The 21,765-nt window shown below is 67.6% G+C and carries 20 protein-coding genes; 13 read left to right on the top strand and 7 right to left on the bottom strand.

What is annotated here, in order from left to right:
* Positions 1–2: 2 nt before the first annotated feature.
* Entirely contained in the window at positions 3–2,156 is a 2,154-nt protein-coding gene (locus BKK79_RS32440; RefSeq protein WP_071039900.1) for an acetate--CoA ligase family protein, read from the bottom strand.
* A 498-nt stretch (positions 2,157–2,654) separates the two neighbouring features.
* On the opposite strand from BKK79_RS32440, the gene BKK79_RS32435 reads away from it, so the two are divergent.
* From BKK79_RS32435 to BKK79_RS32390, 10 genes are all read left to right on the top strand, one after another.
* Entirely contained in the window at positions 2,655–3,410 is a 756-nt protein-coding gene (locus tag BKK79_RS32435) for a GntR family transcriptional regulator (RefSeq protein WP_071039899.1), read from the top strand.
* Complete coding sequence (locus tag BKK79_RS32430; protein WP_071020463.1) at positions 3,407–3,808, top strand: RidA family protein; 402 nt, start codon at positions 3,407–3,409, stop codon at positions 3,806–3,808. Before BKK79_RS32435 ends, BKK79_RS32430 begins: the two co-directional genes overlap by 4 nt.
* Positions 3,809–3,814: 6 nt before the next feature.
* Positions 3,815–4,816 (top strand): amidohydrolase family protein, encoded by a 1,002-nt coding sequence (locus BKK79_RS32425; RefSeq protein ID WP_071020465.1) that lies wholly within the window; start codon positions 3,815–3,817, stop codon positions 4,814–4,816.
* A 6-nt stretch (positions 4,817–4,822) separates the two neighbouring features.
* Positions 4,823–6,061, top strand: a complete 1,239-nt coding sequence (locus BKK79_RS32420) for a Rieske 2Fe-2S domain-containing protein (RefSeq protein WP_071039898.1) — start codon at positions 4,823–4,825, stop codon at positions 6,059–6,061.
* A gap of 62 nt (positions 6,062–6,123) precedes the next feature.
* A complete protein-coding gene (locus BKK79_RS32415) occupies positions 6,124–7,110 on the top strand; it encodes a tripartite tricarboxylate transporter substrate-binding protein (RefSeq protein WP_071020470.1) in 987 nt (328 codons plus the stop codon).
* 18 nt (positions 7,111–7,128) lie between these two features.
* Complete coding sequence (locus BKK79_RS32410; protein WP_071020472.1) at positions 7,129–8,412, top strand: aromatic ring-hydroxylating dioxygenase subunit alpha; 1,284 nt, start codon at positions 7,129–7,131, stop codon at positions 8,410–8,412.
* An 81-nt stretch (positions 8,413–8,493) separates the two neighbouring features.
* Positions 8,494–9,462, top strand: coding sequence for a PDR/VanB family oxidoreductase (locus BKK79_RS32405; protein ID WP_071039897.1), 969 nt, complete (start codon positions 8,494–8,496; stop codon positions 9,460–9,462).
* 40 nt (positions 9,463–9,502) lie between these two features.
* Positions 9,503–10,300 (top strand): crotonase/enoyl-CoA hydratase family protein, encoded by a 798-nt coding sequence (locus BKK79_RS32400; RefSeq protein WP_071020478.1) that lies wholly within the window; start codon positions 9,503–9,505, stop codon positions 10,298–10,300.
* A gap of 8 nt (positions 10,301–10,308) precedes the next feature.
* Positions 10,309–11,655 (top strand): 3-hydroxyacyl-CoA dehydrogenase, encoded by a 1,347-nt coding sequence (locus tag BKK79_RS32395; RefSeq protein ID WP_071039896.1) that lies wholly within the window; start codon positions 10,309–10,311, stop codon positions 11,653–11,655.
* A gap of 178 nt (positions 11,656–11,833) precedes the next feature.
* Positions 11,834–12,907 (top strand): porin, encoded by a 1,074-nt coding sequence (locus tag BKK79_RS32390; protein ID WP_071020483.1) that lies wholly within the window; start codon positions 11,834–11,836, stop codon positions 12,905–12,907.
* Positions 12,908–12,998: 91 nt separating this feature from the next.
* On the opposite strand, the gene BKK79_RS32385 is transcribed toward BKK79_RS32390, so the two are convergent.
* Together BKK79_RS32385 and BKK79_RS32380 are read right to left on the bottom strand one after the other, a co-directional pair.
* Entirely contained in the window at positions 12,999–13,190 is a 192-nt protein-coding gene (locus BKK79_RS32385) for a hypothetical protein (protein WP_157128575.1), read from the bottom strand.
* 23 nt (positions 13,191–13,213) lie between these two features.
* Positions 13,214–14,110: a LysR family transcriptional regulator gene (locus BKK79_RS32380; protein WP_071039894.1), complete on the bottom strand. Its 897-nt coding sequence runs from the start codon at positions 14,108–14,110 to the stop codon at positions 13,214–13,216.
* A 147-nt stretch (positions 14,111–14,257) separates the two neighbouring features.
* Here BKK79_RS32380 and BKK79_RS32375 point away from each other — a divergent pair, with 147 nt between their 5' ends.
* On the top strand, positions 14,258–15,028 hold the full coding sequence (locus BKK79_RS32375) for a sulfite exporter TauE/SafE family protein (protein ID WP_157128574.1): 771 nt from the start codon (positions 14,258–14,260) through the stop codon (positions 15,026–15,028).
* Between the two features lie 47 nt (positions 15,029–15,075).
* Here the strand turns inward: BKK79_RS32375 and BKK79_RS32370 are convergent, their stop codons facing one another.
* On the bottom strand, positions 15,076–15,783 hold the full coding sequence (locus tag BKK79_RS32370) for an SDR family oxidoreductase (RefSeq protein ID WP_071039893.1): 708 nt from the start codon (positions 15,781–15,783) through the stop codon (positions 15,076–15,078).
* 312 nt (positions 15,784–16,095) lie between these two features.
* Here BKK79_RS32370 and BKK79_RS32365 point away from each other — a divergent pair, with 312 nt between their 5' ends.
* On the top strand, positions 16,096–16,695 hold the full coding sequence (locus tag BKK79_RS32365) for a TetR/AcrR family transcriptional regulator (RefSeq protein WP_071039892.1): 600 nt from the start codon (positions 16,096–16,098) through the stop codon (positions 16,693–16,695).
* A gap of 72 nt (positions 16,696–16,767) precedes the next feature.
* On the opposite strand, the gene BKK79_RS32360 is transcribed toward BKK79_RS32365, so the two are convergent.
* The 3 genes from BKK79_RS32360 to BKK79_RS32350 form a co-directional block, all read right to left on the bottom strand.
* The gene (locus BKK79_RS32360; protein ID WP_071039891.1) at positions 16,768–17,775 is read right to left on the bottom strand and encodes a sulfate ABC transporter substrate-binding protein; all 1,008 of its coding nucleotides are present in this window, start codon (positions 17,773–17,775) and stop codon (positions 16,768–16,770) included.
* A gap of 233 nt (positions 17,776–18,008) precedes the next feature.
* Entirely contained in the window at positions 18,009–18,860 is an 852-nt protein-coding gene (locus tag BKK79_RS32355) for an HD-GYP domain-containing protein (protein WP_231908136.1), read from the bottom strand.
* A 164-nt stretch (positions 18,861–19,024) separates the two neighbouring features.
* Complete coding sequence (locus tag BKK79_RS32350; RefSeq protein ID WP_083384540.1) at positions 19,025–19,759, bottom strand: TetR/AcrR family transcriptional regulator; 735 nt, start codon at positions 19,757–19,759, stop codon at positions 19,025–19,027.
* 126 nt (positions 19,760–19,885) lie between these two features.
* Between BKK79_RS32350 and BKK79_RS32345 the strand changes: the two genes are divergently transcribed.
* Entirely contained in the window at positions 19,886–21,763 is a 1,878-nt protein-coding gene (locus BKK79_RS32345) for an alpha/beta fold hydrolase (RefSeq protein WP_084085684.1), read from the top strand.
* The last annotated feature ends 2 nt before the right edge of the window (positions 21,764–21,765 follow it).

Raw genomic sequence — 21,765 nt, 5'->3', positions numbered from 1 at the left:
TCTCAGGCTTGCGGCGCAGCGCACACGACCAGCGCGTCGAGGGCGAGCACACGGTCGGGATAGGCCAGCAGAGGATTGACGTCGATCTCCAGGATGGCCGGATTGGCGCGCATCTGCGTTCCGATCAGCGCCACCACGCGCGCGATCGCCCGCACGTCGACCGCCGCCGCACCGCGGATGCCGCGCAGCAGCGAGGCGGCCTTGAGCCGTCCGAGTTCGGTCACAATGTCCTCTTCGGCCAGATCGGCCGGCAACAGGCGCACGTCCTCGAGTGCCTCGATCCAGATGCCACCCAGGCCGACAAGCACAACCGGCCCCCAGCCGGCGTCGCGGCGCGCCCCGACCACCAGTTCGAGCCCGCGCTCGCCCATCTTCTCCACCAGCACACCATCCAGGCGCAGGCCGGGGCGATGCCTGGCGACGTTGTCCTGCAACTGCTGCCAGCCCGCGCGCAAAGCGGCCTCGTCTCCCAGCCCGATGATCACGCCGCCGACATCGCTCTTGTGCGGCAGTTCGCTGGCCTGGGCCTTGATCACCACCGGATAGCCAAGGCTCGCGGCGATCGTGGCCGCATCCTCTACGCTCTGCGCCAGCCCACCGGCTGGCACTGCCACGCCGGCGGCAGCCAGCCATGCCTTGCCCTGATATTCGGCAAACACACCGGAAGGAGGCCGCGGCGCCGGCAACGCCACCGCGACCGGATCGACCTGGTTGGCACGCCGGGCTCGCTGCAGCGCCTCGCCGTAGGCGGTCACGCGCCGGAGCGCACGCAGCGCGCGGTCGGGGGAGCGGAAGAACGGCACGCCGCTGGCGCGGATGGCGTCGACGAAAAACGGCTCGATCGGACCTGCGTCGCCGGTGACCACCAAGACCGCAGGCTTCTCCGCGCGCGCCAGCGCCGGCACGATGTGCTCGGCCTTGTCGCGCTGGGCTACCGTCGGACCTGCCGGGATGCTGAGCACGATGCTGCCGATGTTGTCGTCGGCCAACATGGCCAGCAGCAGTTCGCCCACCAGCCCAGGCTGGCGCACGCTGATGGTGGTGTAGTCGAGCGGGTTCTCGGCCACCGCGTAGGCCGGCAGCATGGCCTGCAGGCGCGCCGTCGTCTGCTCGCCCAGCGCAGGCAGGTCCAGGTCCAGCGCATCGCAGAAATCCAGCGCGATGTTCTTCATCGCGCCAGACCCGGTCATGAAAGCCGGGCCGCCGCTCGGCGGCACCGGAAACCGCAGCAGGATCGCAGCGGCATCGAACAACTCGTCCAGCGAATCCACCAGCACCACGGCTTCGCGCGCCAGCGCCGCCGAGGCGGTGGCGTGATCGCCAGCGAGCGCACCGGTATGCGACTGCGCGGCCTCGCGTGCCCGCGCACTGCGCCCCGGCATCAGCATCACCACAGGCTTGCCCGCCTCGCGCGCCTGCCGCGCCAGGCGCAGAAACGTCTGCGGGCGGCGCACCTGTTCCGCATAGACGGCGATCACGCGCGTCTGCGCATCGGCGATGTAGTGCGCCAGCACATCTTCCAGCCCCAGCACTGCCTCGTTACCCGTCGACACCACCGCAGTCAGCGGCAGACCCCGGCCGCTCAGCGCATCGCGCACATTGGCCGCCATGGCGCCGCTCTGCGCCACCACGCCCACGCCGGCCCGGCCCGCGGCCGGCTGCGGAGCAAGCGGCTCGAAGGTCACCGGCACACCCACTTCGAAATTGGTAAAGCCCATGCAATTCGGGCCCAGCAGCAGGATCCCGCTGTCACGCGCCACCCGCGCCAGCTCTTCCTGCTTGACGCGCCCCGTCTCGCCCGCCTCCGCGTAGCCGGAGGCGAACAACACGGCAGCATGGGTGCCGCGCGCCGCCAGACCACGCACGGCGTCCAGCACACCGGCCTCGGGAATCGCCAGTACTGCCAGGTCTATCCCTTGCGGCAGCGCGTCCACCGTTTTGACGCAGGGCCGGCCGTTGATTTCGGTGCTGCTGCGGCTGACCAGGTGTACGGCGCCGGCGTAGCCGAAACGCTCCAGGTTGTCCAAGACGAATCCGCCGAACGAGCGGGGGTCGGCCGACGCCCCGACGATAGCGATCGATGCTGGCGCAAGGATGCGGCCCAGCGGCAGCAACGCCTGCTCCGGTGAAGCGGGGGAAGCGATGGAAGGATTCATGGGAAGTACGCCTTGCAACCTTGCGATGAAAGAAGAAGCACAGGAACACGTGCGAACCAGGGGTGAGCCGCACGACATCTCCTGTATTTTTGAGAATTCTGGCATACACAAAAAGCAATTTCAATACACCAGATAAAATTATTGGCATCCAATCATAAGTGTTTACCCGCAAGGATCCCGACAGCCGCAGCACGCCGGACGGTGAGGCCCCTTGGGCCAAGGCCGGGCACGTAGCAGTACAGCGCCGGATGCTTCCCGCAGCGCGCCGCACGCGGATAGTTCGCCACATGACGCTGCAACATAACGCTGCAACTGGCATACGCCGATACAAAGATCGAGCCCAGCAGCCAACATCCGCGCATCATTCTTCTTCATATTTGCATACCACAATAGTTGTGTTGTATATTTTCTGGCAGGAAAACTGCAAGCTCCCTGCTGGCTCAGCGCGCACGCATCATGACCGCTACTCAAACAAGACCTGTCGCATCCGCGGCCCCGATGGCAGCGGGCTCCGCGTCCGCCGCCGGCGAGCCTGGCGGTCGTGCCAGCCTCGCCGGCGACATACGCTCGACGCTGGCCGCAGAGATCGAGAACGGCATCCTGCCGCCGGGCACCCCGCTGGACGAACGGGCGCTGGCACAGCGTTTCAACGTCTCGCGGACGCCGGTTCGCGAGGCGATACAACAGTTGTTGGCAAGCGATCTGGTATGCATTGTTGCGCGCCATGGTGTATCCGTTACGCGCATGTCGATCAGTGAAGTGCGTTCGATGCTCGAATATGTGGGCGAACTGGAGGCATTGGCGGCCAAGCTCGCCGCGCGCCGGGGTGACTCCACGCTGCACGGAGCGCTTGAAGACGGCTTACGCCAATGCCGGCAAGCCGCCGAACAGGCGGATGCGGCGGGATACGCCGCAGCCAACACCGCATTTCACGAGGCTATCTACGCCGGCTGCCGCAACGACTACCTTGCCAGCCAGATCCGCTATGCCCGCCGCCGCGTGCAGCGCTACCGGCCGCGCGACTTCGTCACCCAAGCGCAGATCATGCATTCGCTGCAGGACCACGAGCGCATCGCGCAAGCGATTGTCAGCGGTGACGAAGGACACGCCGCCGATGCCATGACGCTGCACGTTCCGGCTGGCACGACAGGCTTCGCCGAATTCCTGGCCATGGTCCCGCCGCATTTCTTCGAAACCGAGACCGGCTTCCACCGTCATCCGATCACACCGACTGGCCCCACGAGGACTCCATGACCCGACCGCTGCGTTCCATCGATATCCCCGACCTTGCCCATCAGGCGCCGATCCCGGCCGCGGCGCGTGTGGGAAACGTGCTCTGCACTTCTGCCGTGTCCGGCAAGGATCCCGCCACCAGCAAGCTCGCACCGACGGCATCGGGACAGGCCGTGCAGGCCTTTGTCAATTTGAGGCGCGTACTGGAGGCCGGCGGCGCCACGCTGGCCGATGTGGTCAAGCTCACCGTCTACGTCAAGGACGACAGCGTGCGCGAGCCCGTCAACGCACAGTGGCTGGCCTGTTTTCCCGATCCGCGCGACCGTCCCGCGCGCCATATCGTCGTGCACGACCTGCAGCACGGCATGCAGTTGCAACTCGAGTGTCTGGCCGTCGTGGCCGACGCGAACCAAGGCTGAAACCCCATGATCATCGATTCCCACGCCCACGTCGTCATGCCCGCCGAGAGCTTCCGCTATATGGCGGAACTTGTCGGCGGCCGTGCCAACCCCTCCACCACGCCGAAAATCGCGGACGACTCCGTGCGCAAGGTAGCGGAAGAGCTGGTCCGCAGCATGGACGCCGTCGGCACCGACGTGCAGTTCATCTCGCCACGGCCTTACCTGCAGATGCACTCGGTCAAGCCAGGGCGCGTCACGGAGCTCTGGTCGCGCCATTGCAACGACCTCATCGCCCGCTACGTCGCGTTGTTCCCCGACCGTTTCCGCGGCGTGGCCGGCCTGCCGCAGTTCATGCTCGAATCGCCCGCCGAGCGCGCCGTGCCGGAACTGGAGCGCTGCGTCAACGAACTGGGCTTCGTCGGCTGCCTGATCAATCCGGACCCTACGGAAGGCGAAGGCCCTACCCCGCCCGGGCTGGGTGACCCGTTCTGGTATCCGCTGTACGAGGCCATGACCCGGCTCGACGTACCCGGCCTGATTCATTCGGCGGGAAGCTGCAGCGCGCGCGAGTCCTACACACTCAAGTTCATCAATGAAGAGAGCATTGCCATCGTCTCTCTGCTCGGTTCCAAGGTATTCGAGCAGTTTCCGGACTTGAAGATCGTCGTCGCTCACGGCGGCGGCGCCATTCCCTACCAGATGGGCCGGTTCCGCGCATGGTCCGCGCGCAAGGGCGAGACCACCGGCTTCGATGAGCAGCTCAAACGCCTCTACTTCGACACCTGCAACTACTCGCCGGAGGCCATCGATCTGCTGCTCAAGGTGGCGGGCACAGACAACGTGCTGTTCGGCACTGAGAAGCCGGGTACCGGCAGCGCGCGCAACCCGCTGACCGGGCGCGACTACGACGACATGAAGCCCGTGATCGAAGGCATCGAGTGGCTGAGCGAAGCGCAGCGCCGCAACATCTTCGAATGCAATTGCAGACGCGTCTATACGCGCGCCTTTTATCAAGACGGGGAGTGAGACACCATGCCGATGACAAAGGAAGACAATGAGCTGTTGACGCGGGTCGATGACGGCGCACCGATGGGCGAGATGATCCGCCAGCACTACTGGATTCCGGCCGTGCCGTCCTCCAAGCTGGTAGCAGACGGCGCGCCGGTGCGGGTGCGCCTGCTTGGCGCCAATTACGTCGCGTTCCGCACCACCGATGGCAGCGTGGGCGTGCTCGACGAACTGTGTCCGCACCGCAAGACCTCGCTGCTGATGGGGCGCAACGAGAACAACGGCTTGCGCTGTATCTTCCACGGATGGAAGCTCAACGCGCATGGCGAGGTGGTCGAGGCGCCGAACCACGTCGGCGACCAGCAGCAGTTCTGCAAGCACGTGCGCGTCAATCGCTACCGGGTGGAAGATCGGGGCGGCATCGTCTGGGTGTGGCTGGGCCGCGGCGACACGCCACCGAAGTTCCCCGAGCTGCCCTTCGTCTCCCTGCCCGAGAGCCAGCGTTCGGTCACCAGCCAGGAAGTGCCGACCAACTGGGTCCAGGGCGTGGAAGCTTCGATGGATTCATCGCACGTCGGTGTGCTGCATGAGTCGACCACGCAGATCACCGCCGGATCGGGCAACCAGCGCTTGCACATGACAAAGGCGCTGGCGCCGCGACTGGAGTTCGAGGATCGTCCCTACGGCTACCGCTACGCGGCAATCCGCCCGCTCAGCGATGACCAGGTCTACGTGCGCCTCAATAACTTCGTGATGCCCTGGTACGGCATCATCTGCGCGCCCGATGCGAACGGCCCGAGTACCGTGTTCTTCTCCACCCCCGTCGACGACGTCACGCACCGCGCCTGGTTCGTCCACTTCAATCCAAACCGTCCGCTCGGTATGACCGTGATGTCGGCCACGCCGGACGTATGGGCGTTCCCGCCGCTGCCGCCCGGCGGCCCGGAGGACAACTGGGGCCAGAACCGGGATCTGATGAAGCGCGGCCACGCCACCGGCTTCCCGCAGCACCTCGGCACCGAGGACTTCGCCATGTTCCTCGGCCAGGGGCCGATCGCCGACCGCACCACGGAGCAACTCTGCTCAGCCGACGGCGCGGTGCTGCGCGTACGCCAGGCCTTGCTGAAATCCGTGCGCGAGTTCCAGGCCGGACGTACGCCAACGCTGGCCGACAGCCCTGAGCTGGACTACCGCCAGGCGGTATCGGTCGGCGGTGTGCTGCCGGCCGGCAGCGACTGGCGCGACCTCTCAAGCGCCGCCTGAGCACCGCCGCCAGGACAAGCAGCGCCCCCGATTCCCCAATAAAAACAAACCCGGAGACAACCATGACCAGCCTCCGCCGCCGCAGGCTGCTGAAGGCCGCCTGTGCGGGCCTCTGCATGCCGGCCGCGTCCTTTGCCGACATGCGCGGCAAACCATTGATCCGGATCTTGCTGGGCCTGCCGCCTGGTGGTGGCACAGACGCCATCGCGCGCTACTTCTCCGACGCGCTGTCCTCATTGCTCGAGCAGCCGGTGATTATCGAGAACCGTGTCGGTGTTGGCGGCAGGCTCGCAGCAGATGCGCTGAAGTCCGCCGCACCGGACGGTCTCACTTACATGATCGCTCCCAACGCCACGCCGACCTTCCAGACGCTCGTGTTCGGCAATCAGCTCAAATGGGATATCTGGCGGGACTTCGAGCCGGTTGCCGGCCTGGTTTCCTTTCCCTGCGGGATGGCTGCCGGCGCTGCCACGCGGGCCGGCAACGCTCGCGACTTCGCCCGCTGGGCCAAGGCCAATCCGGGTCAGGCCACGTTCGGCACACCGGGCCTGGGCGGTCAGAATCACTTCCTCGGCCTGCAGTTCGCCAAGGCAGCCGGCATCGACCTGGCCGTCGCCCCCTACAAGGGAACGCCACCGATGATCACCGACCTGCTCGGCGGACATATCGCCAGCGCCGTCACGCTGCTCGAGGACCTGCGCAGATACCACCAGGCGGGCCGGATCCAATTGCTCGGCATCTTTAGCGAGAAGCGCTCCGTGCTCGCACCGGAGATGCCGACCATGGCCGAGCAGGGCATCGATGTCACGCATGGCGACGGCTGGACCGCGATGTGGGCGCCGGCCCGCACGCCCGTACGCGAGATCGCACGCATGCAGCAGGCCTTGCGCACGATCCTCTCGACGCCAAGGTCGCGCGACTTCCTGATGAAGGATCTCGCCGTCGTTCCAGACTACCTCGACGACCAGCAGATGGCGCGCCGCCAGCGCGCCGAGCTTGAAACCTGGGCGCCGATCATCAAGGCATCCGGCTTCCGAGCCGAGCTCTGACCCTGGCAGGAATATCGTATGTTGAGCGAAGACAAGAACCGACTGCTGACCAGCGTCGGAGCCGGCACGCCGATGGGTGAGGTACTGCGCCGCCACTGGCATCCGATCGCGGGCGTCGACGAACTGGAACGCGAGGCCATCAAGCCCGTCCGCCTGATGGGTGAGGACCTGGTCCTCTACAAGGATCTGAGCGGCGACTACGGCCTGGTGGCCCGACACTGCGCCCACCGACGCGCCGATCTCGCCTACGGCTATGTGGAACAGCACGGCCTGCGCTGCAATTACCACGGATGGTGCTATGACGCGCGTGGCCGCTGCATCGAGCAACCATTCGAGGAAGTCGCCGATCCGGCCGCCAGGCTGCGCGAGCGTGTTCGCCTCAAGGCCTACCACGTCGCAGCCAAGGCCGGCATGCTGTGGGCTTACCTGGGACCGGATCCTGTGCCACAACTGCCGGACTGGGAGCCCTTCAGCTGGGGCAATGGCTTCGTCCAGGTGGTGTTCGCCGATGTTCCCTGCAACTGGCTGCAAGCACAGGAGAACTCGATCGACCCGGTACACTTTGAATGGATGCACGCCAACTGGGGGCGACAACTGCGCGGCGAGGGCGGGCGGCGCGCGCCGCGCCACCTGCGGCTCGGCTTCGAAGAATTCGAACACGGCTTCCTCTACAAGCGCATCAGCGAAGATACCGACGAGCGGCATCCCCTGTGGACCATCGGCCGGGTCTGCCTGTGGCCGAACGGCTTCTTCCTCGGCGATCACTTCGAGTGGCGGGTGCCGGTGGACGACACCAACACGCTGAGCGTCACCTGGTCGTTCATCCGCGTCCCGCGCGAGGCCGAGCCTTTCGTGCAGCGCACGATCCCGAGCTGGAAGAGCCCCACGCGCGATCCCGCCACGGGCCGCTGGATCTCCAGCCATGTGATCAACCAGGACATCATCGCCTGGGTCGGACAAGGCCCGGTCACCGACCGCACGCGCGAGAACCTGGGTGCCAGCGACAAAGGCATCGCCATGATCCGCCGGCGCTTGTTTGACGACATCGACGCCGTCGCGCAAGGGCGCGACCCCAAAGGCGTGATCCGCGACGCGCACGCCAACCGGCGCCTGATTCTACCGAGCGATTCGCGTGACTTTTTTCTCGACGGCCTGCCGCGCGCCGAGTACGAACGCCATCCGAAGTGGAACAAACTGCTGCGCCACTTCATCTTCCACGCCGGCCAGCCCGAGGCCGTCCGCCGTGCCTGCGAGGCAGCCACCGGCGTTGCCATCGAGGACATCGATGTCGTGGATGTCTGAGCGGGAGGCCATTGCCTCTGCATCGGCTTGCACAGCCGCGGCCCGCGGTACGCGGTACGTCGCCCAGCCTGGAGACAAAAATTGAATCATACTGAAACCCTGCAATTGCGCGTCAAGTCCATCACCTGGGAAGCCGATGGCATCCTGAGCTACGAGCTGCATCCGGAGCCACCGCTCAAGGATCTGCCTGCCTTCGGCGCCGGCGCGCACATCGACCTGCACCTGCCCAACGGGCTGATCCGCAGCTATTCCCTCCTGAATGCGCCTGGCGAACGCCGGCGCTATGTCATCGGCGTCAACAAGGACGCCCGCAGCCGTGGCGGCTCGCGCTACCTGCATGAAATACTGCGCCCGGGCGACACCATCACCGTCGCGCCACCTCGCAACAATTTCCCTCTCGACGAAAACGCACCGCTCAGTGTATTCATCGCCGGCGGCATCGGCATCACACCGATCTTCGGCATGATTCAGCGCCTGCGTGCGCTTGGCCGTCCCTGGCACCTGCACTACGCGGCACGCACGCGCAGGCAGGCCGCCTTTGTCGACGCACTCGAAGCCATGCATGGCCTGGATGGCGCGGAGGTACACATGACCTTCGACCGTGAGGCGGGCGCTCGCATGCTCGACATCCCCGCCATCGCCGCCACACTGCCGGACGGCGCCCATATCTACTGCTGCGGCCCTGTGCAGATGCTGGAGGCCTTTGAGACCGCCACCGCGGCGCTGCCGCCGGACAGGGTCCACCGCGAGTACTTCGCGGCGCGCGAAGCGGCCGCAACCGAAGGTGGCTTCGTCGTGCAACTGGCGCGCACGGGACGCAGCCTCGAGGTGCCCAGCGGCAAGACCATCCTTGACTGCCTGCTCAGCGAGGGCATCGAGCCGCCCTATTCCTGCCAGGAAGGTGTGTGCGGCACCTGCGAAGTACGCGTGCTGGAAGGCGTACCCGACCACCGCGATCTCGTGCTGAGCGAAGCGGAACGCGCGACGAACAAGCGCATGATGATCTGCTGCTCCGGAGCGAAGAGCCGCAAGCTCATCCTCGATCTTTGAGCTCAGCGCTCCCCCGAAATCCCTACAAGGAAACAAGACCATGAGCAATGAACTGGTGACCTACGCGCTCGACGGCAATGTCGCGCTGATTGGCCTGAACCGGCCCGAAAAACGCAACGCGATCAACGAGGACGTGGTGTGGGCGCTGCGCGATGCCGTCGTTCGCGCCGGCGAGGAGGCAGACGTCGGCGTACTGTTCGGCCACGGCAGCAACTTCTGCGCGGGCCTGGACCTGAAGGAAGCACTGGCTCGCGCTTCTGGCGACATGCCGCGCCCGCGCAAGCGCCAGCGCCATTCCTGGCACACCGTGTTCGACATCATCGCGCGCGGCCCCATCCCCTTCGTGGCTGCGCTGCATGGAGCAGTGGTCGGCGGCGGGCTGGAGCTGGCCACCGCGGCACATATACGCGTGGCTGACGAGTCGGCCTTCTTCGGCCTGCCCGAGGGACAGCGCGGCATCTTCGTCGGCGGTGGCGGAACGGTACGCATCCAGCGCGTGGTCGGCTACACGGTGATGGCCGACATGATGCTGACCGGACGCCTGCTCAATGCAGCCGAGGGCGAGCGCGAGCACATCGTGCGCTACGTGGTGCCAGCCGGCAAAGCACTGGACAAAGCACGCGAACTGGCGGCGCTGATCGCCCGCAACACCGCCGACACCAACTGGCGCATCACCAACGTACTGCCACGCATCAACGACCTGTCGCACGACGATGGGCTATTCGTCGAATACCTGACCTCCAATATCCCGCGCCCACCGGAAGCCTCGGAACGCCTGCGCGACTTCGTCGAAGGCCGCGCCAAGCCTTTGGCCACCCCTGGCAACCAGTCGAACTGAACCCGATCATGACCACGCTCCCCATCACGCCGCAATCCCAGGCAGCGCAGGACGCCGCCGAATACGTGCGCATTGCCCAGGCCGAGGCCGCAAACATCCCGGGCATCCCGGTCGACACGCCGACACGCCCGATCCACGAAGTTGCCGTTGTCGGCGCCGGTACCATGGGGGGTGGCATTGCCATGGCCCTCGCCAATATCGGCATTCCCGTCACCTTGATCGACAGCAGTGCGCAAGGACTCGCATCCGGACTTCAACGCGTGCGTGACAACTATGCCGGCAGCGTCGCGCGCGGCAGGCTCGATGCGGCAGCCATGGAGGAGCGGCTTGCCCGAATCCGCGGCTCGGTCGACTTGGCCGATGCGGCTTCAGCAGATCTCGTGATCGAAGCTGTCTTCGAAGACCTGGCGCTCAAGCAGCAGATCTTCCGCCAGCTCGATGCACTCTGTAAGCCAGGCGCAATTCTCGCCACCAACACCTCGGGGCTGGACGTCGACGCAATCGCCGACGCCACGCGGCGCCCGCAGGACGTGATTGGCGCCCACTTCTTCAGCCCCGCCCACGTGATGCGCCTTCTCGAAGTGGTCCGCGCCCGGGAGACCGCGCCGGACGTGATCGCCACACTGATGGGGCTGGGCCGGAAGATGGGAAAGACATCCGTGCTGGCGCGCATCTACCCAGGCTTCATCGGCAATGCGCTGTTTCGCAACTACACGCGCGAAGCACACTTCCTCCTCGAAGAAGGCGCGCTACCGCACGAGGTAGACCAGGCACTGATGAGTTTTGGCTACGCCATGGGCATCTTTGCCGTGCACGACATGGCGGGAAACGACGTCGGCTACCAGACGCGCAAGGCGCAAATGGCGACACGGCCGCAGGACAGGCGCTGGAACGACATGATCCTCAAACTGACGGAGCAGGGCCGCCTCGGACAGAAGAGCGGCGCTGGATGGTACCGCTACGAGCCCGGGAGCCGCACGCCGCATCGAGACCCGCAGCTGGAGCAATTCATCGTCGAAGAGTCTGCGCGGCTTGGCTTCAAGCGGCGCCCCATCAGCGAAGAAGAGATTCTCAAGCGTTGCCTGTACGGCATGGTCAACGAAGGGGCCAGGCTGCTCGAACAAGGTATCGCGCTGCGTCCGAGTGACATCGACATCGTCTACGTCACCGGGTACGGCTTCCCGGCCTACCGCGGCGGACCGATGTACTACGCAGACCAGATCGGGCTGGCCAGCGTGTACGCCGATATCCAACGCTTCCACGATGAGCACGGTTACTGGTGGCAACCCTCCCCCCTGCTGGCGGAACTCGCTCGCAACGGCCGTCGCTTCTCCGACTGGTCCGCCGCAGCTTGATTCGCTGTCCGACGCATCACTGTCAAACGTAGCGCCGCGCAGGTAGAAATAATTTCATATGTTGTATTTTTTCACCAACATAACGTATACCACTAATTATTTTACAAATACCAGTATGCGATGATCGGTCATCAATCAGCGTACTGAGAACAACCGAGACGAAGAAGGAGGAAACTAGATGAAGACGCGTCTTTTCGGGCTCGCCTGTGCACTGGCCAGTGCCGCCGCGGCAGCCCAAACATCCGGGGTCACGCTCTATGGGGTCGTCGACGCCAACGTGGAGTACACCAATCACAACCTGGGCAGCGGTTCAGGCGGACAATCCAGAGTCGCCCTGAACTCCGGTGGCCTGTCGCCCAGCCGGTGGGGCCTGCGTGGCACAGAAGACTTGGGCGGAGGCAAGCGGGCCATTTTTGCCTTGGAGAGTGGCTTCAGCCTGGACACGGGCAGTTCGACGCAAGGCGGGAGGTTATTCGGCCGCCAGGCATGGGTTGGCCTCGGTGCGGGCGGTCATCAGGTAACGTTGGGGCGTCAATACACATCGCTGTTTCTGATGATGGCCAACTATTCGCCGACGGCCTATGCCACCACCTATGAACCCGTGGTCGGCATCGCCGGGGCAAATCTGCGCGAGGACAATATGGTGAAATACCATCTCGACCTCGGCCCCCTGGCAGCGGAAATGCACTGGAGCTTCGGCGAGCAGCCAGGCACGGTGCAAGGCTCGGCTGGATACGGTGCCGGCTTCGACTACCGCATCGGTCAGCTCGGCATCGCGGGTGCCTACGATAGCATCAATAGCGCCAAGACGGCCGGCAATTTCAGCCGCACGCAGAAGGCAGCCGTGGGCCTGCGTTACCAGATCACGCCCGACCTGCTGATGCAAGCCGCCTATCGCTACAACAACAACGGCATCGTCGCCACCAACACGGCCGCACGTGACGACATGTGGTGGTTCGCCTTGAACTATCAGGCAAGCGGCGCCCTGCAACTGACCGGCGCGTTCTACTACGACAACGTGAAGAGGCTCTACACCGCGACGGGCGTGACCTCTCCGAGGAAGCCCTGGCAAGTCACCTTGATCGCCGACTATTCGCTTTCGAAGCGAACCGACGTCTATCTCAGCACAGCCTACACGAAGAACGCCGCACTCAACTTCGAGAACCTGAACGGCGCAATCGCGGCGTACCAGATCGCGCCCAACGAAAAGGACCAGCTTGGCGTGGCGGTAGGCCTTCGCCACAAGTTCTGAGCCTGCGCCGCTGGCTTCGCCCGGCCTGGGCGAAGCCAGCGGGCCATGGAACCTGCTCGATTTCGCCTTTGCGCATCACATCGGATCCGCGCTACGCGTCGGAAGAGGCCTGCGCCATCGCACAAGCGGCGTCAAGCGCGCACAGGACGGTCAAAACCACTTCAATGCGCAAGAGGCCATAGCCGCATTCGCTGTCACACAGCGCAAAGGCGTCGCCGGCTGCATCGTACTGCAGCCCAGGCATCTGCTTGGCCAGGGCCAGGCCGCTCTCCAGCGTGGACAACGGCCTCATTGTGATTCAGGACACTACTGTGCTGGCGCTCCTTGCAGCAGATGCCGCACCAGTTGCCGCGTCGGCACCGGCAGAGCCTCGAGCTCGCGCACGCAGAGCATCAGGCTGCGCGCCGCCCAGGCGTCGCTCAGGGCGATGCGCTTGATGCCGGCGGCGCGGGCGCAGCGCACCGCCACTGCCTGTGGCACGATGCCGACGCCGATCCCCGCGCCGACCATGCGGCAGATCGCCTCCAGGCTGCGCAGCCGGACCCGGTAGGCCAGGCGCCGGCCCTGGCGCCGCGCGTGGTGTTCGACGTGCTCCTGCAGCGCGCTGCCTTCGGACAGGCCGACGAAGGGCTGGTCGACCACGTCGGCCAGGCTGGCGCCGGCGCGCTGGGCCAGCGCATGGCCGCGCGGCACGATCAGCGCGAGCGGGTCGGCACGGAACACGAAGGACTGCAGGCCGGCGAGATCGGCCGCGTCGGATACCACGCCGATATCGCACAGGTCGTTGCGCACCGCGTCGACGATCTCGTAGCTGACCCGCTCCTCCAGCTCCACCGAGATCAGCGGGTGCTCCGCGAGGAAGCCGCTGAGGGCCTGCGGCAGATGCTCGCTCAGCGCGGAGGTATTGCACAGCAGGCGGATATGGCCCTGCAGCCCGCGACCGTAGCCGCCCAGCTCGCCTTGCAGGCGTTCTACCTGATGCAGCACCAGGCGGGCATGCTGGGCCAGCGTGTGGCCGGCGGCGGTCGGGCGCACGCCACGCCGCTCGCGCAACAGCAGCGCGGCGCCGAGCGTGTCCTCCATGGCGCGCACGCGCTCGCTGGCCGATGCCAGCGTCATGTGCGTCGCCTCTGCCCCGCCCGTGATGGTGCCCGCCTCGAGGACGTTGAGGAAAAGCCGCAGGTCGGTCAGGTCGAAACGCATGCCGCCACCTTAGCACGTCCTGCCTCTGGTCCTGCCTGAGGCTCGCTTCGTGACTTCCAAATTTGCGGGGTGCCGGAAGGCGCCCACAATGCGTTCCGCAACGCTGCCCGTCCCGAGACCCGATGCGGTATCCACCGCCCTGCCGACATGCCTGCCGAAGCCTTCTCCCTGCCCGACGCCGCGCCGCTGCTGGCGGCCACCGCCGTGTTCGCCGCTGCCGGCGTCGCCAAAGGCGTGGTCGGGCTGGGACTGCCGACCTTCTCGATGGCCATGCTGGCCCTGTTCATGCCGCCCGCGCAGGCCGCCGCGCTGCTGATCCTGCCGTCCTTCTTCACCAATGTCTGGCAGGTGCGGCCCTGGTCCGCGCTGGGGCCGGTGGCGCGTCGGCTGGCGCCGATGCAGTGCGGCGTCTGTGCCGGCACGCTGGCCGGCGCCTGGCTGCTGGGCGCGCCCACCGGCGCCTGGGCCGGGGTGGCGCTCGGCCTGGCGCTGCTTGCCTACGCCGCCTGGGGCCTGGCCGGCGCCCACTGGACGGTGCCGCCACGGGCCGAGCGCTGGCTCGGCCCCGCCATCGGCGCCGCCACCGGGCTGGTGACGGCCGCCACCGGCGTCTTCGTCATCCCCGCCGTGCCCTACCTGCAGGCCCTCGGCCTGCGGCGCGACGAGTTGATCCAGGCCATGGGCCTGTCCTTCACGGTGTCCACGCTGGCGCTGGCGGCGGGCCTCGCCCTCAGCACCAGCTATTCGGGCCGGCTGCTGGGCGAGTCCGCGCTGATGCTGGCGCCCGCGCTGGCCGGCATGGCTGCCGGCCAATGGCTGCGCCAGAGGCTGTCGCCGCTGCTGTTCAAGCGCTGCTTCCTCGGCACGCTGGCGCTGCTGGGCCTGCACATGGTCCTGCGCGAACTGCTGACGCTCTGATCCCGCGCGCGCCCGGCAGCGTCCTGCGGCGCCCTCCGGCACCCGCCTCAGCGCTGCGGCGGGTCCAGGTAGATGCCGGGCTGCTGCGACAGTCCCTGCTTGACCGCGCGCGTGATGTCGTCGGCGAGCACCTCTTCCTGGCCCTCAGTGATGCCATCCAGCAGTTGCGCCGCGACGTCGCGCGCATCCGCCTTGGGCACGTCGAAGCCCTTGGTGAGATCGGTGTCGATGAAGCCGACGTGCAGGCCCACCACCTGGGTGCCCTGCCCGCGCAGTTCATTGCGCAGGCCGTTGGTGAAGCCCCAGGCTGCCGACTTCGAGGCCGCGTAGACGCTGAGCCGGCCGGCGTTGATCCAGCTCGCCACCGACAGCACGTTGGCGATGGCCCCGCCGCCGTTCGCCGCCAGCACCGGCGCGAAGGCCTGGCTCATGTGGATCAATCCGTACAGGTTGGTCTCGAAGATCTCGCGCGTGGCGTCGGCGGCCTGCGCATCGAGGAAACCGATCACGCGCGCGATGCCCGCATTGTTGACCAGCAGGTTGACGTCACCGCACTGCGCGGCTGCCGCCGCGGCGGCAGCGGGATCGGTGACATCGAGGCGCACCGGCTCGACACCGGGCAGGTCGAGGCGCTCCGGCTGGCGCACGCCGGCGTAGACCTTGCGCGCGCCCCGCGCGAGCAGGGCCTCGGCGATGGCACGGCCGAGGCCGCGATTGGCACCCGTGACGAGGGCGACGGCATTCTGGATCTGCACAGTGGATTCCTTTCCGGCAACAGGCCGGATGCAATGCATCGGGTGGATGAAGCGTATCGAATCGATCGAGCGGTCAGGACGGACCGGATGGAGCAGGCAGGACACGGCGCCGCCGCTCGGCAAGGCACTTGCCCCCGCCGGTCCCGGTGGCCGGTGCCGGCGGTTTTTGGATGTTAGTTGTCATGTATCTGGATGTCAAATAACATCCAGAAAGGCGGGGCGATCGGCGACAGGCCATCCGGCAGCGGCCGAGCCCGCACGCCGCACATGTGCATCAACATGTGCATCAACATGTGCAACCACAGGGACACCATGGGCCACTCAAGGGAAGACAAACGGGAAAGCCACGCCCGCATCGTGCAGGCGGCGGCCCGGCGCTTTCGCGAGCGAGGCATCGAAGGCCTGAGCATCGCCGGCCTGATGCAGGAAGCCGGGCTCACGCACGGCGGCTTCTACAAGCATTTCGATTCGCGCGGCGCGCTGGTGAAGGAAGCGCTCGACTGCGCGCTGTCAGCGTCGGCCCAGGCGGGCACGGACGGCGCCGGCTTCCGCCAGCGCGTCGAGGCCTATCTCAGCCCGGCGCACCGCGACGCGCCGGGCAGCGGCTGCGCGGTGGCGGCACTGGCAGGCGATGTCGGACGCGCCGACGATGCGGCACGCGCCCGTTACGCGCAGCAACTGCGCCAGTCGCTAGGGACGCTCGCCGGACTGCCCGGCGGCACGGAGGGAGCGGCCCGGGCGCAGGCCGAGGTCCGCGCCATGGTCGCCTTCAGCGCCATGGTGGGCGCGCTCGGCCTGGCGCGCGCCTGCGCCGGGGATCCGCTGTCGGACGAGATCCTGGCGACGGTGCGGGCCTATCTTGGCGACAGCTTCGCCCCCGGCGCCGAGGGCCCTGCCTCGCCCATGGATTGAGCCAGGACACCAGCGGCGGCGGAACCCTGCCGCCAACGGCCGCCGCGCGGTACCGGCGGATGATGCCAGCGGCTACTGGCGCGCCTGGTAGATCTTGTCGAACTCGCCGCCGTCGGCGAAATGGCGCGCCTGCGCCTGGGCCCAGCTGCCGAACACCTCGCTGACGGTGAAGAGCTGGAGCGGGCGGAACTGCGCCGCATGCGCCCTGAGTACGGCGGCGGAGCGCGGGCGGTAGAACTGGCGCGCGATCACGTCCTGGCCGGCATCGGACCACAGGTATTGCAGGTAGGCTGTGGCCACCTTGCGCGTGCCGCGCTTGTCCACCACCTTGTCGACCACGGCCACCGGCGCCTCTGCCACGATCGACTGGCTCGGGTAGACCACGTCGAAGCCGTCGCCCAGCTCCTTGCGGATCTGCAGCACCTCGCTTTCGAAGGTGGCCAGCACGTCGCCGAGCTGGCGCTGCGTGAAGGTGGTGGTGGCGCCGCGTCCGCCGGTGTCGAGCACCGGCACGTTGCGGAACAGGCGCGCGACCGCCTCGCGCGCCTGGGCCTCGCCGCCGCCCTTGCGCAGGGCCGCGCCCCAGGCCGCCAGGTAGGTGTAGCGACCGTTGCCCGAGGTCTTGGGATTGGGCACGATCACCTGCACCCCGGCGCGGCCCAGGTCGTCCCAGTCGGCGATGCGCTTCGGGTTGCCCTTGCGCACCAGGAACACGATGGTGGAATAGTACGGCGCGGCGTTGTCCGGCAGGCGCTTCTTCCAGTCCTGCGCCACCACGCCCTTGTGCACCAGGATGTCGATATCGGTTTCCTGGTTCATCGTCACCACGTCCGCGTCGAGGCCATCGGCGACCGTGCGGGCCTGCTTGCTGGAGCCGCCGTGCGACTGGTTGACGGTCACGGTCTCGCCGCTGGCCTGCTTCCAGCTGGCGACGAAGCCGGGATTGAGTTCGCGGTACAGCTCGCGCGTGACGTCATAGCCGGCGTTGAGGATGGCGGTGTCGGCGCGCGCAGGCAGCGCGGCGGCGGCCAGCGTGGCGCTGGCGAGCAGGGAAACGAGGCGGATCGGGATCGTGGACATGGCTTCGGACAGGAACCAGAAAGGGCGTCGGCGCGCGCGGCGCCACCCGCCCGCGGGGGGCGCTCCATCGCGCCTGCGCCGATTGTCCCGGCCTCGCCTTGTACTTAGAACGAAGCAATGTGCATTTACTTATACGTATCTCCATCGATACAAAGCCTCGCACGGACAGCTGGTGCCTCCCGGCGCCGGCGCCACGGGAACGCCGCGGGAACGCCGTGGCCGCCGTGGCCGCCTCAGGCCGGCACGGACAAGCGCAGCGCGTGCTGCGCCAGCCGCGAGGCAACGCGCGCCGCCAGGCGGAAGTCCTGTGGCGCCAGGCGGTAGAAGTCGGAGACCGCCTGGGTATCGCTGCCCCGCGCCAGCAAGGCATCGGCCGTCGCGCGTGCGCGCCGCACCTGGGCGAAGCCATCGAGGAAGGCGCGCACCGCCTCGGGATCGAAATGCGTGCCGCTGCCGCCGGCGATGATCGAGCAGGCATCGTCATCCGTCATGCGGGGGCGGTAGCAGCGCGTCTCGGTCATGGCGTCGAAGGCATCGGCCACCGCCACCACGCGCGCCGCCAGGGGAATGCCGTGGCCCGCCAGCCGCGCCGGATAGCCGCTGCCATCGAAGCGTTCGTGGTGATGGCGCGCGATCATTGCCGCGAACTGCAGCAATTCGTGGCTGCCCGAGGCCAGCGCCTCGGCACCGATCTCGGTATGCCGCTCCATGGTGCGCCATTCGTCCGGCGCCAACCGGCCGGGCTTGAGCAGGATCTCATCTGGAATCGCCAGCTTGCCGACATCATGCACGGGGGTAACCAGGCGGATACGCTGCTGCAGGGTGGCATCCAGGGCCATCAGGTCGGCCAGGCAGGCCGCGATATGGGCGGTGCGGATCAGGTGGCCGGCCGCGCCGGGATAGCGTGCGCAGCCGGCCATGGTCAGGCTGGCCAGCGTGACCATGGCGCGGTGCTCACCGCCGCAGCTTGCCGCGGCGCCGGCGCGGCGGCCGGCGGGCGTGGTGCCCGGGTGGGTTGCCAGGGCCGGGCCGGCATGCGGCGCGTCGTGGCCGCGCGGATCTGGGGGGGCGCCGTCGACCGTCATCGATCGCCTCCTGGGGCGGAAGCTGTTGTCATCTTCATTTCTTCAAGGCTGGAGTCTTGCTGCTGGCCCCGCGGCGGCGACACCGCCCGCGGGGCAGGCCAGTGTAGCAACGGCGGCCGCAGCCCGGCAGCCGCCGCGCCGGCGCAGACTGCCTTTCCCGCCGCTTAAGCGCACATGTCTTGATGTGGATCAAGCGCCGCGCCGGCAGCGCGTCCGCCGAACAGCGCGCAGCACATCTCGACATGGGCCGCGCGTCGCTGCGCCAGTTCGGCCTCGTCCGGCGCGCCGCCGACGATCGCCGTCAGCAGGATGTGGACGAAGGGCGATACCAGCAGCCAGGGATGGTCCAGGGCCACGCCTTCGCGGCACAGTCCGCGCCGCACCGCTTCGCGCAGCAGGCCGGCGATCTCCGCATGCATACCGTCGAGCGCGGCACGGCGCCAGCGCTCGACCAGGCGCGGCACGCGCGCGCTCTCGGCGCACAATAGGCGCATGGTGCCGACCATGGCCGGATCGGCCAGGTTGGTGTGGAGATGGCCGACCAAACGCTCGGCCAGTTCACGCGCGCTCGCCACGCCGGCGAGCATGGCTTCCCTATCGAGCGGGCGCGGCGTCAGCTTGCCGGCCAGCAGCGCCTCCAGCACCTCGTCCTTGCTGGCGAAATGCACATAGAGGCCGCCCTTGGACAGGCCGGCGCGGCGCGCGATGTCCTCCATGCGGGTGTCGGCATAGCCCCGCGCCGAGAATTCGCACAACGCGGCGCCCAGGATCTGCTCGACGCGCAAGGCGGGTGGCAGGCGTCGGCGCCCGGTCCCCGTCACCGGGTTGGCGGCGGATGCGGCGGAAGGTAGCAAGTCGGGCGGTGGCTCGGACGGCGGGTTGCGACGAGGCAACGGCATGGCAGCACGGCGCCGCGGGTCGCGCGGCAGCGGTCGACTTCGGAGCCCCATTAGAAACCGACTGGCCGGTCAGTAACTTGACACGCATCAAGGTCCTTCGCGGTCACTTTGTTCAGAATGGCCGCCATGGGCACGAAACCGCGTGCCCCGGGCGCGCCGGCCGGGCCAGAAGCCCCGCCGGCGCCGCAATGCCTGCCGGACGCGCGGCGCGCCGCCGCCCGTCCGGCCCCGATACGGAGCCGATTTCGCATGAGCACTTCTCCCGAACGGCCGCACCGCGACACCGCCGCGGCTGCACTCGACACGGCCGCGCGCGGCGCCCTCGCCCGCTGGACCGGCTCGCTGTCCCCCGCCGCGGGGGCGCTGGCCTGGCTGGACTGGGCCTCCCATCTCGCCATGGCACCCGGCAAGCGTATCGAACTCGCCGAGCACGTCGCCACCGGCGCCGCCGAACTGAACCGCTATCTCGCCGAGTGCCTGGCCGCCGGTCCCGGCAGCGCACACACCTGCATCGACCCGCCCGCCGCCGACCGCCGCTTCGCCGATCCCGCGTGGCGGCAATGGCCCTTCAACCTGTGGCACCAGCGCTTCCTGCTGATGCAGAGCTGGTGGACCGAGGCCACGCGCGACGTGCCCGGAGTCGAACCGCACCACGCGCAACTGGTGGCCTTCGCCGCCCGCCAGTGGCTGGACATGCTGTCGCCCGGCAACCAGCTCGCCACCAACCCGGTGGCACTGCGCCGCACGCTCGAGGAAGGCGGCGCCAACCTGCTGCGCGGGGCCCGCAATGCCTGGGATGACTCGCTGCGCCAGCTCGCCGGCCAGGGCCCGGCCGGCACCGAACGCTTCCGCGTCGGCCAGGAAGTAGCCATCACCCCGGGCAAGGTGGTGTACCGCAACAAGCTGATCGAACTGCTGCAATACCGCCCGGCGACCGGCAAGGTGCGGCCCGAGCCGATCCTGGTGGTCCCTGCCTGGATCATGAAGTACTACATCCTCGACCTGTCGCCGGACAACTCGCTGATCCGCTATCTGGTCGGCCAGGGCTACACGGTCTTCTGCATCTCCTGGAAGAACCCCGATGCGTCCTACCGCAACGTCGGCATGGACGACTACCTGAGGCAGGGCGTGCAGGCCGCGCTCGACGCGGTCCAGGCCATCGTGCCCAAGGCCCGCATCCACGCCACCGGCTACTGCCTGGGCGGCACGCTGCTGTCCCTGGCGGCGGCGGCCATGGCGCGCGACGGCGACACGCGCCTCGCCAGCCTGACCCTGTTCTGCGCGCAGACCGACTTCAGCGAGCCCGGCGAGCTCGGCCTCTTCATCGACGAGAGCCAGGTCAGCCTGCTGGAGGCCCAGATGGCGCGCACCGGCTACCTGACCGCCCAGCAGATGGCGGGCGCCTTCCAGATGCTGCGCCCCTACGACCTGCTGTGGTCGCGCATGGTCAACGACTACCTGTTCGGGCAGCGCCGCCCGATGTCCGACCTGATGGCCTGGAACACCGATGCCACGCGCATGCCCGCGCGCATGCATTCCGAATACCTGCGCCGGCTGTTCCTCGACAATGACCTGGCGGAATACCGCTATCAGGTCGGCGGCAAGCCGGTGATGCTCGGCGACCTGCGCCTGCCGGTCTTCTGCGTGGGCACCGAGACCGACCACGTGGCGCCATGGCGCTCGGTCTACAAGCTGCATTACCTGTCGCCGGCCCCCTTGACCTTCCTGCTGACCAGCGGCGGCCACAACGCCGGCATCGTCAGCGAACCGGGCCATCCGCATCGCAGCTACCGCGTGCTGTGCCGCCCCGCGGGCCAGGCCAGCATGACGCCCGACGAGTGGCTCCAGGCCGCGCCGGCGCAGGCCGGCTCCTGGTGGCCGCAATGGGTGGACTGGCTGGACAACCTGTCCGGCCCGCCGGGCGCGCCGCCGCGCATGGCCGCGCGGCGCCACGGTTCTGCCGCACTGGGCGATGCGCCGGGCAGCTACGTGCTGGAGCCATGAAC

The sequence above is a fragment of the Cupriavidus sp. USMAA2-4 genome, assembly GCF_001854305.1.
Taxonomy (GTDB): Bacteria; Pseudomonadota; Gammaproteobacteria; order Burkholderiales; family Burkholderiaceae; genus Cupriavidus; species Cupriavidus malaysiensis.
The sequence above is the reverse complement of the archived record's forward strand: the minus strand, read 5'-3'. Positions and strand labels throughout refer to the sequence as shown.

Bases quoted from the DNA above. Each gene is read 5' to 3' on its own strand.
- BKK79_RS32400 (WP_071020478.1), top strand. From the start codon at position 9,503: ATGAGCAATGAACTGGTGACCTACGCGCTCGACGGCAATGTCGCGCTG.
- BKK79_RS32375 (WP_157128574.1), top strand. From the start codon at position 14,258: ATGCCTGCCGAAGCCTTCTCCCTGCCCGACGCCGCGCCGCTGCTGGCG.
- BKK79_RS32350 (WP_083384540.1), bottom strand. From the start codon at position 19,759: ATGCCGTTGCCTCGTCGCAACCCGCCGTCCGAGCCACCGCCCGACTTG.
- BKK79_RS32435 (WP_071039899.1), top strand. From the start codon at position 2,655: ATGGCAGCGGGCTCCGCGTCCGCCGCCGGCGAGCCTGGCGGTCGTGCC.
- BKK79_RS32420 (WP_071039898.1), top strand. From the start codon at position 4,823: ATGCCGATGACAAAGGAAGACAATGAGCTGTTGACGCGGGTCGATGAC.
- BKK79_RS32430 (WP_071020463.1), top strand. From the start codon at position 3,407: ATGACCCGACCGCTGCGTTCCATCGATATCCCCGACCTTGCCCATCAG.
- BKK79_RS32365 (WP_071039892.1), top strand. From the start codon at position 16,096: ATGGGCCACTCAAGGGAAGACAAACGGGAAAGCCACGCCCGCATCGTG.
- BKK79_RS32395 (WP_071039896.1), top strand. From the start codon at position 10,309: ATGACCACGCTCCCCATCACGCCGCAATCCCAGGCAGCGCAGGACGCC.
- BKK79_RS32440 (WP_071039900.1), bottom strand. From the start codon at position 2,156: ATGAATCCTTCCATCGCTTCCCCCGCTTCACCGGAGCAGGCGTTGCTG.
- BKK79_RS32355 (WP_231908136.1), bottom strand. From the start codon at position 18,860: ATGACGGTCGACGGCGCCCCCCCAGATCCGCGCGGCCACGACGCGCCG.
- BKK79_RS32380 (WP_071039894.1), bottom strand. From the start codon at position 14,110: ATGCGTTTCGACCTGACCGACCTGCGGCTTTTCCTCAACGTCCTCGAG.
- BKK79_RS32425 (WP_071020465.1), top strand. From the start codon at position 3,815: ATGATCATCGATTCCCACGCCCACGTCGTCATGCCCGCCGAGAGCTTC.
- BKK79_RS32345 (WP_084085684.1), top strand. From the start codon at position 19,886: ATGGGCACGAAACCGCGTGCCCCGGGCGCGCCGGCCGGGCCAGAAGCC.
- BKK79_RS32415 (WP_071020470.1), top strand. From the start codon at position 6,124: ATGACCAGCCTCCGCCGCCGCAGGCTGCTGAAGGCCGCCTGTGCGGGC.
- BKK79_RS32360 (WP_071039891.1), bottom strand. From the start codon at position 17,775: ATGTCCACGATCCCGATCCGCCTCGTTTCCCTGCTCGCCAGCGCCACG.
- BKK79_RS32410 (WP_071020472.1), top strand. From the start codon at position 7,129: ATGTTGAGCGAAGACAAGAACCGACTGCTGACCAGCGTCGGAGCCGGC.
- BKK79_RS32390 (WP_071020483.1), top strand. From the start codon at position 11,834: ATGAAGACGCGTCTTTTCGGGCTCGCCTGTGCACTGGCCAGTGCCGCC.